This is a genomic window from Steroidobacter flavus (assembly GCF_042651805.1).
Lineage (GTDB): Bacteria > Pseudomonadota > Gammaproteobacteria > Steroidobacterales > Steroidobacteraceae > Steroidobacter > Steroidobacter flavus.
The window spans coordinates 1,561,131-1,573,310 of sequence record NZ_JBHSDU010000003.1 but is presented as its reverse complement, the minus strand read 5'-3'; the positions used below and the strand labels follow the sequence as shown (position 1 = coordinate 1,573,310).

The window sequence follows — 12,180 nt, the reverse complement described above, 5'->3', positions numbered from 1 at the left end:
CGAGTGGCGGGAAGGCTCGGTTAAGTTTCCTTCCAGCGATAGCCCATGCCGTACATGGTCTCGATATTGTCGAAGGTCGAGTCGATCGCCTGGAACTTGCGGCGGATGCGTTTGATGTGCGAGGTGATGGTGTTGTCGTCGAGCACGACGTTGGCGGCGTCCATCAGCTGTTGCCGGTTCTTCACGTGGCCGGGATTCTTCGCCAGTGCGTGCACGATCCAGAACTCGGTGAGGGTCAGGCCGAGCGGTTGATCGTTCCAAGTGGCGTGCAGGCGCGCGGCGTCGATCATCAGCGCGCCCCGCGAGATCACTTGATCGCGATTCGACGGCTGAGTGAGCGCGTCGATACGGCGGAAGAGGGCGGTCACTCGCGCGATCAAATGGGTGAGCGAGAGGTCCTTGGTCAGATAATCGTCGGCGCCGAGGCGCAGGCCGGAGACGGCGTCGAGCTCGCTGTCACGAGCGGTCAGAAAGATGATGGGCAGCTCGGCCGACATCGAACGCAGCTCGCGACATAACTCGAAGCCGCCCTCGGGCTCTTCCTTCAGCCCGACATCGATGACCGCCAGATCCGGCAGGCGAGCACGAAACCCTTCGAGGGCTTCTTTACGTGTGCCGTAGGTGCGCACGGAATAACCATGGCGCTGGAAGGCGGCGGCGTAGTTGTCGCGGATGGCGGGTTCGTCTTCGACAATGGCGATGACTTTCTTCATGGCGCACAGTGTACCGCCGCGCCTGCCCTGAAGCCCCCTGGTCATAATTAATCACAATCTGCCCGCGGCGCGCCTTCTGGCAGCGGTCATGCGTCCGGGCTTTGCAGCGGTAATAGCCCCACGCCGAACTTAACCGGCGTTGGAGAACCGCCATGATCGAGCGCCCGATTCCCACCAACCCCCGCGTCCGCGCCGGCTCGTCGTCGCCGCAGCCGGTGGCTGAGCACCCCCGCTACTGGATGCACGACCGCGCCCCCAGCTTCAAGACGCTGGCCCGCGATCGTCAGCGTCGCGAACAGGTGTGGGCGTGGTTGTCGCTGGTCGCGCTCATCGTCTGTTGGGATGCGTCGTCGAGGTTGGGTGAGCGTGTTTCGCCGCCCCGACCGAGATTGGCGCACGTGGTTGAGGACGATGAGATGTTCAAGTCGAACGCCAGCTTCAGCGTCGACCTGTGAGGGCCAAGGCGGTGGCTTGCAGCGAGGCAAGCCACCGACCCGATCGAGATCAGAACGCGTTGATGCCCGTCAGCGCACGACCCACCGTCAACTGATGAACGGTCTCCGTGCCTTCGTACGTGATGACGCTCTCGAGATTGAGTGCGTGACGAATCGGGGAGTATTCAACGCTGATGCCAGCGCCGCCGAGAACGTCGCGAGCGTCACGCGCCACTTCAATCGCCGCGCGAGCGTTGTGCCACTTCGCAACGGACACTTGCGTCGGCTGCATCAGGCCCTGGTCTTTCAGGCGACCGAGCTGCAGGGACAACAGTTGTGACGTCGTAATCTTGCGAGCCATCTCGGCGAGGCGGATCTGAATCGCCTGAGTCGCCGCCAGCGGCTTACCGAACAGAATGCGCGTCTTCGTGTAATCGATGACGTCCTTCAAGCAAGCCTGGGCCGCGCCGGTCACGCCCCAGCAAATGCCATAGCGGGCCTGAGTCAGACACGACAGCGGGCCTTTCAATCCAACCACGCCCGGCAGCATGTTTGCTTCCGGCACCACGACGTTGTCGAAGAACAGGCTGCCCGTCAGCGACGCGCGCAAGCTCATCTTGTGTTTAATGGTGGCGGTGGTGAAGCCTTTGAAGCCTTTCTCGACCAGGAAGCCGCGGATGCCGTCGTCAGTGCGGGCCCAGACGACGGCCACGTCGGCGATCGGGGCGTTGGTGATCCACATCTTCGCGCCGTTCAACACCCAGTCCTTGCCCTGGCGTTTCGCGTGCGTCTTCATGTTGGCCGGATCGGAGCCGCCGTGCGGCTCGGTGAGGCCGAAGCAGGCGATGGTTTCGCCCTTGGCCATGCTCGGCAACCAGCGTTGTTTCTGTTCCTCGCTGCCGAACGCGTAGATCGGATACATACACAGGCTGGACTGCACGGACACGAAGCTGCGCAGGCCCGAGTCGCCGCGCTCCAGCTCCTGGCAGATCAAGCCGTACGACACGCCGTTCAAGCCGGCGCAGCCATAACCGTGAATGGAGCTGCCCAGCAGGCCGAGCTCGGCGACGCCGGTCACCAGCTCGCGCGGGAAACGTTCGTGCTCGAAGCAGTCGCCCATGATGGGAATGACCTGCTCGTCGACGAATTTCGCGACCGAGTCCTGTACCAGACGCTCTTCTTCGCTGAGCATGGCACGGACGTTGTAGAGATCGACCGGATCGAGTTCGGCGGCCGCGGACGACGATGCTTTGGGATTGGCTGACATGTGGGGCTCTCCTGATCGGTGCGAATAATAGCGCACGCGACCGATACTCACTTGGTGCGCACTTGAGCGGAGGTGGTGTCCCCGCTTGCCTGTCGAGCGCTGGCATGGTCGCCAAAGCCCTGAATTTCCCGGCATCCGCCGCGGGTTACGAGCGCCGGTCTGCACGGCAAGCCTACAATTCTTGTCGGTGACCGCCGACCGGCGTAGCGTGTCGGCGGCCCAAGGACCGAACGAGTCACGATGAGCAAGGGGGAACGATGCGCACCGTGGAGCAATGGCTGGAGGAGTATGGCGAGAGCCACCGGAACGCCACCAACAAGACGTTGCATTGGGTCTGCGTGCCCGTCATCGTCGTCAGCCTGATCGGGCTGCTGTGGTCGGTGCCCGCGCCACGGACCTGGCAGCAAATATCGCCACTGCTGAACTGGGGCTCGCTGTTTCTATTCGCCGGCGTGGTGTACTACCTGGCGATGTCGTGGTCGCTGGCGGTCGGCATGGCGGTGTTCGCCGGGCTGGTGATGTTGTCCATCGTTGGCTTGCAGAATCTGCCCTGGCCGTTGTGGAGCGCGTGCATCGCGTTGTTCGTGGTGGCGTGGATCGGTCAGTTCATCGGACATCATTACGAAGGCAAGCGACCGTCGTTTTTCAAAGACATTCAGTTTCTGATGATCGGTCCGCTATGGTTGCTCAGCTTTATCTATCGAAAACTGCGAATCCCTTACTAGCTTCAGCTGAGAGTGGCGGCGGACACTCACGGATTCAGTAGCGGTTCAGTCCGTTTTTTCCAGGCTGATCCTGAAGCGTGCGCAGGCGCATAGTGCCGCGCGATTTTTTCAGCGGAGAGGAAACCTATGGTCCATCGTTTTTCCAAGCTCGCCGGTGTCGGCCTCGTCGTGGCTGGCCTGCTCGCAGGCTGCACCACGGTCAATCCGTATACGCGCGAGTCGCAAACCAGCAATGCTGCCAAGGGCGCGGGCATCGGTGCCGCCGCGGGTGCGGTGGTTGGCTTGCTGACGAAAGGCGACAAGCTGCAGAACGCGCTGATCGGCGCTGGCGTGGGCGCGCTGGCCGGCGGTGGCGTGGGTTATTACATGGACGTGCAGGAAGCGAAGCTGCGGCAGAAGCTCGAGGGCACCGGCGTGAGCGTCACTCGTATCGGTGACAACATCACGTTGAACATGCCGAGCAGCATCACGTTCGCGACCAACAGCGCGGATCTGAATGCAGGCTTCTACAACGCGCTGGGCGGCGTGGCGATGGTGCTGAAGGAATACAACAAGACGGTCATCGAAGTGGCCGGCCACACCGATAGCACGGGCAGCGATCAATACAACCAGCAGTTATCGGAGCGTCGCGCTTCGTCGGTCGCGAATTATTTGGTGGGCCAGGGCATCACGCAACAGCGTTTGATGACCGTGGGCGCCGGTGAGTCGCGCCCGGTCGCGTCGAACGATACGGAAGCAGGTCGTTCGCAGAATCGTCGCGTTGAGATGACGATTGTTCCTATCACGAAGGGCTGAGAATAACGCAGCCACTTTGATTTTTGTGACGCTGCTCGCCGGCCCGGAAGGGCCTGGCGGCCGCAGCCGCGAAGAAAAATTCGACGTTTGCTGGCCCGTGGGCGCGGAGGCCGAGCTTCCGGACAAGCCCGCCGCAGGCGAAAAATAACGTTGTTGCGTTATGAGTTGAGGGCAAAGAAAAAGGGCCGGCTCTTCACGAGTCCGGCCCTTTGGTTTACAGGGTCCATAAGGGTGGGTTCAGTCCATCAGTTCGCTCATGCGGCGTCGGCCACCAGGCCACGCAGTTTCTTGATCGCGTTCGCCTCGATCTGGCGAATGCGTTCCGCGGACACGCCGTACTTGTCGGCCAGCTCGTGCAGGGTCGATTTCTCTTCCTGCATCCAACGGCTGCGCAGGATGTGCTGACTACGATCGTCCAGCGTTTCCAGCGCCTGAGACAACCGCTCCGCGGTGTCTTCATCCCACTGCTCGCGTTCCACGGCGACCGACGGATCGGACTCCGGGTGCTGCAAGTAGGCCGAGGGCGAGTACGAACCGTCCTCTTCATCCGCATCCGGGGCCGGATCGAAGGACAGGTCGCGTGAGCTCAACCGTTGTTCCATGTCGGTCACTTCGGCGGTGGTCACGCCGAGGTCGCGGGCAATCGCCTTGGTCTCCACATCCGTCAGCCAGCCCAGGTTCTTCTTGAACTTGCGCAGGTTGAAGAACAGCTTGCGCTGCGCCTTGGTGGTGGCGATTTTCACCAGCCGCCAGTTACGCAACACGTACTCGTGGATCTCGGCGCGGATCCAGTGCACCGCGAACGACACCAGTCGCACGCCCACATCCGGATCGAACCGCTTCACCGCCTTCATCAAGCCGACATTGCCTTCCTGAATCAGGTCGCCGACGGGCAGGCCGTAGCCGCTGTAGCCGCGGGCGATGTGAACCACGAAGCGCAAGTGAGACAGCACGAGTTGGCGGGCCGCATCCAGGTCTTCCTCGTTACGCAGGCGACGAGCCAGGTCCAGCTCCTCTTCCCGCGACAACACCGGAATACGCGACACGCGGTCGATGTACGAATCGAGGCTGCCGACCGGACCGGCCAGCATATGGTACGGGCTGGCGGCAAGTTCGGTGCTTGAGCGAACAAGCGCAGTAGATGTCATGTCGAAGATTCCCCTCCAGTCAGTGGTTGGAAGTTTAGCAATCGCGAGTTTGGAGTGCTAAGTCGCCTTGAAAGTTCCGGCGGCGCCCATAGGTTCCGAACGGTTTACGCCTAGCTAAACCGTTGATATCGCTGAGGTCTTTTGACCTCAGGGGCGCCCGTGAAAGCCAGTCACGAATGCCGTGACTGAGTATGCGGATTGGCGAGAGGGAAGGACGGGCTAGGTCGGTTCGATGGCCCGCAAGTGGCGGGTGGCCGCAAGGTAAGACCCCAGCCAGCCCAGAACGATCCCGCCGCCGAGCAGAATCAGGGTGGCTCGCGGGTCCAGGCCGCCGAGCTGGAAGGCGCTGCCGTACAGGCTGGCGAGGCGGCCGATGGGCTCGCGCAGGATGCCGATGACAGCGGCGGTGATGATCCAGGCGGTGATGCCGCCGCCCAGGCCGTACCAGATGCCGTTGTACAGGAAGGGCCGACGGACGAAGGCGTCGCTGCCGCCGACCAGCTTGGTCACCTCGATCTCGGCGCGACGGTTCTGGATATCGAGCCGGATCGTGTTGCCGACGATGACCATGACGCCCAAGGCCAACAGCGCGGCGGCCACGAGCAACCCCCGACGCACAGTGTCCAGGATGGCGTTGAGCCGATTCACCCAGGCTGTGTCGAGCTGCACGATCTCGATCGACGGCATGGCGCGGAGGTCGGCCGCGAGGCTGTCCAGATTGGCGGCCGTCGAGAAGTCCGCGGACGGCGTCACCACCAACGTGTGCGGCAACGGATTTTCATTCAGCGCGTCGATCGCCGAGCCGAAGCCCGAGTCGTGGCGGAATTCTTTCAGCGCCTCATCCGCGGTGATGACTTCGACATTGCTCACGTCACGTCGCTGCTTGATGCGGCCGGCAGTGCGCGTCGCTTCTTCCGCCGAAGTCGGGCGCTTCAAAAACACGGTGAGGTCGACGGCTTTGTTCCAATTGCCCGTCGCGTTCTGAGCGTTGCTGATCAGCAGATGCAAACAAGCGGGCAACGCGAGCGCGATGCCGATGACCAGCACGGTCAGCAGCGTCGCGAGCTTCTGTTGTGACAACCGGCCCAGCGAGCCGATCATGGTCTGAGCGTGTCGAGTCAGCCACGCGCTCATCGCAGCGCTCCTTCGGAGCCGGTGACCAGCTTGGCAGGGTCGACCAGTTTCTCGCCGGCGCTGACGCCCGCCGGAATGTCGTCGACGACGCGGCCGCCTTCGAGCCGCACCCGACGCACCGGGAAATGCTCGAGCAGATACAAATCGTGGCTTGCGACCAGCACGGTCACGCCGACTTCGTTGAAGCGACGGAAGATGTTCATCACTTCCACCGACAGCTCGGGATCGAGATTGCCGGTGGGCTCATCCGCGATCAGCACCGGCGGCTTGCTCACCACCGCGCGAGCGATGCCAACGCGTTGTTGTTCGCCGGTCGAGAGTTCGAGCGGCACGCTTTGCTCACGACCGAGCAGGCCGACTTGATCGAGGGCGGCGCGCACGCGCTTGCCGATTTCCTTCGTCCCGACGCCTGCGATGATCAGCGGCAGCGCGACGTTGTCGAAGATGGTCCGATCGTGCAGCAGCTTGTGATCTTGAAACACCATGCCGATCTGGCGGCGGAACGCCGGCACTTTACGGCGCGAGACCCCGTTGACGTTCTGGCCGTTGATGACGAGCTGGCCGCGCGTCGGGCGCTCGATCAACGAGATCAGTTTGAGCAGGCTGGATTTGCCCGCGCCGGAATGACCGGTGAGGAACACGATCTCGCCGCTGTCGATGTCCAGTGACAGATCGCTGAGTGCCTCGCGGCCGTTCGGATAGCGCTTAAAAACGTGATCGAAACGAATCATGCAGTCGCGTCAGTCCCGCTTGAGCAACGCATCCACGAAGGCCGCGGCTTCGAAGCCGACGAAGTCTTCGACGCTCTCGCCGACGCCGAGATATCGGATCGGCAGTTTTAATTCGCTGGCGATAGCAAACACGATACCGCCTTTGGCGGTGCCGTCGAGCTTGGTGAGCACGACGCCCGTGACGCCCAGCGCTTCATTGAACAGCTTGGCCTGCTGGAGCGCGTTCTGCCCCTGGCTCGCGTCCAGCACCAGCAACACTTCGTGCGGAGCGGCGGGATCCAGACGACCCATCACGCGCTTCACTTTCTTGAGCTCGTCCATCAGGTTCGATTGCGTGTGCAGGCGGCCGGCGGTGTCGGCGATCAGCACATCGAACTTGCGGGCCTGCGCGGACTGCAAGGCGTCGAACGCGACGGCCGCGGGATCGGCGCCCGTGGCTTGGGCGATCACCGGCACATCATTGCGCTGACCCCACACTTGCAACTGCTCGACCGCAGCGGCGCGGAACGTATCGCCCGCCGCCAGCATCACTTTCATGTCAGCCGCTTTGATGATGCGAGCGAGCTTGCCGATGGTCGTGGTCTTGCCGGCGCCGTTCACGCCGACCACCAGCACTACGAACGGAATGTATTTGCTGTCGATGACCATCTGGCCCTGCACCGGGCGGACGATGTCCATCAGCTGCTCGCGCAGGGCTTCGAGCAACGCGTCCAGGTTGTCGAGCTCGTGGCGCGCCACTTTCTTACGCAGCGCCGTCAGAATGCGCTCGCTGGTCTCGACGCCGACATCGGCGGTGATCAGGCGCAGCTCGAGCTCGTCGAGCACGGCATCGTCGATCTTGCCGCCCGGTATCAGGTTCGCCAGATCGTAGGTCAGCCACGAATCGCCCCGGTTCAACTTGGCGCGCAGGCGCGTGAACAGGCTGCCCTGCTGCTCGGGAGCGGCAGGCGGGGGCGGGTTGGCGGGTGGCTTGTCCTTCTTGAAACCGAACATTCGCTGACGGGTCTGGAGGCGGGGCGCGCAATTCTAACAGCACTGGCGCCGCCCGCCGGGGCTATCATCCGCCGCGCACATGGCCAGAGAACCCAGCAATCGCCGCTCCGTCGGCAAAACCACCGCGCAACTCGGCAAACTGGCGCCGAACCGCTTGCGCATCGTGGGCGGTCGCTGGCGCGGCATGAAGATCGATTTCCCCGCCATTGAGGCGATCCGCCCGTCGCCGGACCGGGTTCGCGAGACGCTCTTCAACTGGTTACAGCAGGACATCGCCGGCGCCCGCTGTCTGGATTTGTTCGCGGGCAGCGGCGCTCTGGGTATCGAAGCGCTGTCGCGCGGCGCCTCGGCGGTGACATTTGTAGACCGCGAGCCGCAGGTGGGTCGTCATTTGACACAAACCCTCGAACGACTGGGCGCCACCGGCGCGACCGTCAAGACCGAAGACGCCAGCCGTTTCCTGGAGCGAACGCCGCAGCCGTTCGACCTGGTTTTTCTGGATCCGCCGTTCGCTTCGACGCTGTTGCAGGCGGTGTTCAGCAAATTGCCGCAAGGTTGGCTGGCACCCGAAGCGCACATTTACGTGGAATGCCCGTCGGATACGCCGTTACCACCGTTGTCAGCCGGTTGGAGCGTGTACCGTTCCAAGCAAGCCGGTCAGGTCGGCTATCATCTGCTGCGAGTCACGACGGCTCGCATCCGTTCCGCTGAAGAGGTTTTGCCATGACCGGCGCCATGTATCCCGGCACGTTCGACCCGATGACCAATGGCCACTACGACCTGGTGCGTCGAGCCGCCGGCATTTTCGATCGCGTCGTGGTCGCGGTCGCGGCCAATCCCGGCAAGGCGCCGTTGTTCACGCTGGAAGAGCGCGTCGAGCTGGCTCGCGAAGTCCTGCACGATATTCCCAATGTCGAGATCACAGGTTATTCGGGACTCACGGTCGAGTTCGCTCGACAGCATGGCTTGGGTGTGGTGGTGCGCGGCTTGCGAGCGGTCTCGGACTTCGAGTTCGAGTTTCAGCTCGCGACCATGAGCCGGCATTTGTCGGATAAGGTGGACTACGTGTTCCTGACGCCCACCGAGCAGTTCAATTTTATTTCCTCCACCCTGGTGCGCGAGATCGCCAGTCTCGGCGGCAACGTCGCGCAGTTCGTTCATCCCAAAGTCGAGGCCGCCTTGCAGCGTGCATGGGCCAAGCGCCGCGCGCAGCAGTAGTCATCCTCGCCGTCCGGCGCTCGCCCTTTCTGGCGGCGAGCGCGCTCTGAAGATCCCATGAAAGTCATTCCGCTGTTTCGGATCCGTGTTCTATTAATTGCGTTGTTCGTGTTGCCGCTGGCGACGCTGGCGGATCAGCCGCAGCGTCCGGGCAAAGCAGGGATTGCGAGCGCGCATCAGCTGGCGACCGAAGCGGGCATGGAGATTCTTCGTCAGGGCGGTAACGCATTCGATGCCGCGGTGGCTGTGAGTGCCGCGCTCGCTGTGGTCGAGCCGAGCAGCTCCGGATTGGGCGGCGGTGCTTTCTGGTTGTTACATCGCGCCTCGGACGGTTTCGAAACAATGGTCGATGCGCGAGAGGTGGCACCTCGTGCGGCTACTCACGACATGTTTCTCGATGAGAAAGGCGATGTCGTCAAAGGCCGCTCGACGTCGACCGCCCTCGCCGCGGGCATTCCGGGTGAGCCTGCCGGTTTCGAACATGTTTCCAAGACGTACGGCAAGCTGCCGTTCAAAACGGTCCTGCAGCCCGCGATTCGCCTGGCACGCGGGGGCTTTCCACTGAACGATCGATTGCGCGGCGGCATCATCGCCAAGCGTGAGACTTTCAACGCCGGTGCGGCGGCGAAGATCTTTCTGGATAAAGGTCAGGTGCCCGAGGTCGGCTTCATCATCAAACAACCGGAGCTGGCGAAGACATTGACTACGCTCGCCGAGCGCGGCGCGCAGGGTTTCTATCAGGGGCCGGTGGCGAAGCAGTTGGTCGATGGCGTGCGAAAGATGGGCGGCATCTGGTCGCTGCAGGATCTCGCTGAGTATCGAGTCAAAGAGCGCAAGCCTGTGATTGGCGAATACCAGGGCGCGCGAATTATCACTGCGCCGCCGCCGTCGTCGGGTGGCGTTGGGTTGATCAATGCGCTGAATATTCTTTCTGGCTACGACTTGAAGGCGGTGGACGACGCGACGCGCGTTCACTTGATCGTCGAGGCGGCGCGGCGGGTGCATCGAGATCGCGCTGAATATCTCGGCGACCCGGATTTTGTGAGCGTTCCGGTCGAGCGGTTGTTGAGTGCGGATTACGCGGCCGGCCAGCGTGTTTCCATTCGCATGGATCGCGCCACGCCGAGCGATGCGTTACCCAGTATTGCTTCTGCGCCTGTGGGGTCGCAGACCACGCATTTTTCCATCATCGATGCCGATGGCAATCGGGTTGCCGGCACGATGTCGATCAATTTCTTTTTTGGCTCGGGGTTGATGGTGCCGGGGGTGGGCATTCTGCTGAACAACGAAATGGATGATTTCGTCGCCAAGGCCGGGGTGCCTAACGGGTTTCGTTTGGTAGGTGCCGAGTCGAATGCAATCGCGCCGGGCAAGCGGCCGTTGTCGAGCATGACGCCGACGTTTGTTGAGCGCCCTGAAGGTGTGATGGTGCTCGGGACGCCGGGCGGAAGTTACATCATGGGCATGGTGTTGCTCGCCACGCTGGACTGGATGCATGGCCTGTCTCCGGACGAGTTGGTGAAGAAGGGACGCTTTCACCATCAATACATGCCAGACGTGTTGTCGTTCGAGCCCGGCGCGCTTGGTGCCGATGAGCAAGAGACATTGAAGAAGTTCGGCCACAACCTGCGCGAGTCGCGCCAGCCCGGCAACATGCAGATTGTTACGTGGGACTACAAGACCGGTGCGGTGAAAGCCGTTTCGGACCCGCGCGGTGTAGGTGTCGGCGTCGTCTATTAACGCATCAAAGTTGATTTGATCGAGTTCGCCAGCGCGGCGCAGCTGACAGCGCCTTGTCGCAGGCGTTGCCATCAACGACTGCGGCACTTGCCAGCACGGCGCCACGCTTGCGCTGCGCCTTTCGAACTGCCAAGGCTGTCCAGCAAGTCGCAGCGCTTGCGCTACGCTTTTGGAACTGCCAGCGCCGTCCAGCACGGCCGAGCTTGCGGCTACGCTCTTCGAATGGCCCGCGCCGCGCCGGAGGCGCGGCGCATAAAAATAAAACCCTCTGCGCGGCGTCCCGTCAGGGGCGCAAGCGCTACTTCTGGCACTGAGGGCAGAAGTACGTCGACCGTTGCCCTTGGACAAAGTGTCTGATCGGCGTCTTACACACTCGACACGGATCTTTAGTCCGCTCATACACATACAACTTCTGGCGGAAGTACCCCGGATTCCCCTCCGGGTTGATGTAATCGCGTAGCGTCGTACCGCCGGCGCGGATCGCGTCGCCTAGAACGTCCTTGATTGCTTTTACCAACGCATCGAACTCGGGCCGCTTCAGCCTCCCCGCCGCGCGGCGGGGGCGCACGCCGGCGCGAAAAAGAGCTTCGCTCGCGTAGATGTTGCCGACGCCGACGACCACCTGCCCGTTCATGATGAGCTGCTTGATCGCGACGCTGCGACCCTTGGCGGCCCGTGCCAGATACTCGCCATGAAACTCCTCCGAGAGCGGTTCAGGCGCCAGCGGCTTGAGCAGCTTGTGCTCGAGCGGATCGCCATCGGCCCATAGCAGACTGCCGAAACGTCGAGGGTCGTTGAAGCGCAGGCACTGCCCGGTATCCATCACGATGTCGACATGATCGTGCATGGAGGGCGGAGTGGAAGCGGGCAGAACCCGCAGGCTCCCCGACATCCCGAGGTGCAGGATCATGCTGCCCCGTTCGAGATCGAACACCAGATACTTCGCGCGTCGGCGCAGCTGAACCACGCGCTGGCCGGCCGCCAGTTCAGGCAACTGTTTCGGTATCCGCCATCGCAAGCGGGGCTCGCGCACGATGACCTTCTTGATGACGTGTCCGACGACCGAGGACTCGATGCCCCGGCGGGTAGTTTCTACTTCAGGCAGTTCAGGCATGACAGTCGCGATCTCGACCCAAGTGATTTCCGCCCATTGAAAGGCGCCCGTTCACCTTCAACATAGACGGCGCCCGCAGCCGTCTTCGCTTGAGGGAATGGCTCATTTGTGGGGGCTTTCGGGGTCCGTTATAGTCCGACGGCATTGATTTTTCTCCCATCCTATAAG

General features: G+C 62.4%; 13 protein-coding genes. 6 read left to right on the top strand and 7 right to left on the bottom strand.

Going from position 1 to position 12,180, the window contains the following annotated elements:
• Window positions 1–20 precede the first annotated feature (20 nt).
• The gene (gene pdsR / locus ACFPN2_RS12300; RefSeq protein WP_380596894.1) at window positions 21–713 is read right to left on the bottom strand and encodes a proteobacterial dedicated sortase system response regulator; all 693 of its coding nucleotides are present in this window, start codon (window positions 711–713) and stop codon (window positions 21–23) included.
• A 152-nt stretch (window positions 714–865) separates the two neighbouring features.
• On the opposite strand from pdsR, the gene ACFPN2_RS12295 reads away from it, so the two are divergent.
• Window positions 866–1,168, top strand: a complete 303-nt coding sequence (locus ACFPN2_RS12295; protein ID WP_380596893.1) for a hypothetical protein — start codon at window positions 866–868, stop codon at window positions 1,166–1,168.
• Window positions 1,169–1,217: 49 nt separating this feature from the next.
• On the opposite strand, the gene ACFPN2_RS12290 is transcribed toward ACFPN2_RS12295, so the two are convergent.
• Window positions 1,218–2,414, bottom strand: coding sequence for an acyl-CoA dehydrogenase family protein (locus ACFPN2_RS12290; RefSeq protein WP_380596892.1), 1,197 nt, complete (start codon window positions 2,412–2,414; stop codon window positions 1,218–1,220).
• A gap of 257 nt (window positions 2,415–2,671) precedes the next feature.
• Between ACFPN2_RS12290 and ACFPN2_RS12285 the strand changes: the two genes are divergently transcribed.
• Window positions 2,672–3,139 carry an Mpo1 family 2-hydroxy fatty acid dioxygenase gene (locus ACFPN2_RS12285; RefSeq protein ID WP_380596891.1) on the top strand — a complete coding sequence of 156 codons (468 nt, stop codon included), beginning with the start codon at window positions 2,672–2,674 and terminating at the stop codon, window positions 3,137–3,139.
• Between the two features lie 126 nt (window positions 3,140–3,265).
• Window positions 3,266–3,934 carry a YiaD family glycine zipper/OmpA-like lipoprotein gene (locus tag ACFPN2_RS12280; RefSeq protein ID WP_380596890.1) on the top strand — a complete coding sequence of 223 codons (669 nt, stop codon included), beginning with the start codon at window positions 3,266–3,268 and terminating at the stop codon, window positions 3,932–3,934.
• A 254-nt stretch (window positions 3,935–4,188) separates the two neighbouring features.
• Here ACFPN2_RS12280 and rpoH read toward each other — a convergent pair whose 3' ends face one another.
• The 4 genes from rpoH to ftsY all read right to left on the bottom strand — a co-directional run bounded on the left by rpoH (window position 4,189) and on the right by ftsY (window position 7,940).
• Window positions 4,189–5,025, bottom strand: a complete 837-nt coding sequence (gene rpoH / locus ACFPN2_RS12275) for an RNA polymerase sigma factor RpoH (RefSeq protein ID WP_380596889.1) — start codon at window positions 5,023–5,025, stop codon at window positions 4,189–4,191.
• 276 nt (window positions 5,026–5,301) lie between these two features.
• A complete protein-coding gene (gene ftsX, locus ACFPN2_RS12270; protein ID WP_380596888.1) occupies window positions 5,302–6,216 on the bottom strand; it encodes a permease-like cell division protein FtsX in 915 nt (304 codons plus the stop codon).
• On the bottom strand, window positions 6,213–6,947 hold the full coding sequence (gene ftsE / locus ACFPN2_RS12265) for a cell division ATP-binding protein FtsE (protein ID WP_380596887.1): 735 nt from the start codon (window positions 6,945–6,947) through the stop codon (window positions 6,213–6,215). Before ftsE ends, ftsX begins: the two co-directional genes overlap by 4 nt.
• Before the next feature lie 9 nt (window positions 6,948–6,956).
• Window positions 6,957–7,940 carry a signal recognition particle-docking protein FtsY gene (ftsY, locus tag ACFPN2_RS12260; protein WP_380596886.1) on the bottom strand — a complete coding sequence of 328 codons (984 nt, stop codon included), beginning with the start codon at window positions 7,938–7,940 and terminating at the stop codon, window positions 6,957–6,959.
• Window positions 7,941–8,019: 79 nt separating this feature from the next.
• On the opposite strand from ftsY, the gene rsmD reads away from it, so the two are divergent.
• From rsmD to ggt, 3 genes are read left to right on the top strand one after another with little or no spacing between them, the layout of a single operon-like run.
• Window positions 8,020–8,667, top strand: coding sequence for a 16S rRNA (guanine(966)-N(2))-methyltransferase RsmD (gene rsmD, locus ACFPN2_RS12255; protein WP_380596885.1), 648 nt, complete (start codon window positions 8,020–8,022; stop codon window positions 8,665–8,667).
• Complete coding sequence (coaD, locus tag ACFPN2_RS12250) at window positions 8,664–9,158, top strand: pantetheine-phosphate adenylyltransferase (protein ID WP_380596884.1); 495 nt, start codon at window positions 8,664–8,666, stop codon at window positions 9,156–9,158. Before rsmD ends, coaD begins: the two co-directional genes overlap by 4 nt.
• A 57-nt stretch (window positions 9,159–9,215) precedes the next feature.
• The gene (gene ggt / locus ACFPN2_RS12245) at window positions 9,216–10,898 is read left to right on the top strand and encodes a gamma-glutamyltransferase (RefSeq protein ID WP_380596883.1); all 1,683 of its coding nucleotides are present in this window, start codon (window positions 9,216–9,218) and stop codon (window positions 10,896–10,898) included.
• Window positions 10,899–11,196: 298 nt separating this feature from the next.
• On the opposite strand, the gene mutM is transcribed toward ggt, so the two are convergent.
• A complete protein-coding gene (mutM, locus tag ACFPN2_RS12240) occupies window positions 11,197–12,012 on the bottom strand; it encodes a bifunctional DNA-formamidopyrimidine glycosylase/DNA-(apurinic or apyrimidinic site) lyase (RefSeq protein ID WP_380596882.1) in 816 nt (271 codons plus the stop codon).
• Window positions 12,013–12,180: the final 168 nt, after the last annotated feature.

What these genes read in the sequence shown, in the direction of transcription:
- rpoH (WP_380596889.1), bottom strand. Translation starts at nt 5,025, where the DNA reads ATGCTGGCCGGTCCGGTCGGCAGCCTCGATTCGTACATCGACCGCGTG.
- ftsE (WP_380596887.1), bottom strand. Translation starts at nt 6,947, where the DNA reads ATGATTCGTTTCGATCACGTTTTTAAGCGCTATCCGAACGGCCGCGAG.
- ggt (WP_380596883.1), top strand. Translation starts at nt 9,216, where the DNA reads ATGAAAGTCATTCCGCTGTTTCGGATCCGTGTTCTATTAATTGCGTTG.
- mutM (WP_380596882.1), bottom strand. Translation starts at nt 12,012, where the DNA reads ATGCCTGAACTGCCTGAAGTAGAAACTACCCGCCGGGGCATCGAGTCC.
- ACFPN2_RS12295 (WP_380596893.1), top strand. Translation starts at nt 866, where the DNA reads ATGATCGAGCGCCCGATTCCCACCAACCCCCGCGTCCGCGCCGGCTCG.
- rsmD (WP_380596885.1), top strand. Translation starts at nt 8,020, where the DNA reads ATGGCCAGAGAACCCAGCAATCGCCGCTCCGTCGGCAAAACCACCGCG.
- ACFPN2_RS12290 (WP_380596892.1), bottom strand. Translation starts at nt 2,414, where the DNA reads ATGTCAGCCAATCCCAAAGCATCGTCGTCCGCGGCCGCCGAACTCGAT.
- ftsX (WP_380596888.1), bottom strand. Translation starts at nt 6,216, where the DNA reads ATGAGCGCGTGGCTGACTCGACACGCTCAGACCATGATCGGCTCGCTG.
- ACFPN2_RS12285 (WP_380596891.1), top strand. Translation starts at nt 2,672, where the DNA reads ATGCGCACCGTGGAGCAATGGCTGGAGGAGTATGGCGAGAGCCACCGG.
- coaD (WP_380596884.1), top strand. Translation starts at nt 8,664, where the DNA reads ATGACCGGCGCCATGTATCCCGGCACGTTCGACCCGATGACCAATGGC.
- ftsY (WP_380596886.1), bottom strand. Translation starts at nt 7,940, where the DNA reads ATGTTCGGTTTCAAGAAGGACAAGCCACCCGCCAACCCGCCCCCGCCT.
- ACFPN2_RS12280 (WP_380596890.1), top strand. Translation starts at nt 3,266, where the DNA reads ATGGTCCATCGTTTTTCCAAGCTCGCCGGTGTCGGCCTCGTCGTGGCT.
- pdsR (WP_380596894.1), bottom strand. Translation starts at nt 713, where the DNA reads ATGAAGAAAGTCATCGCCATTGTCGAAGACGAACCCGCCATCCGCGAC.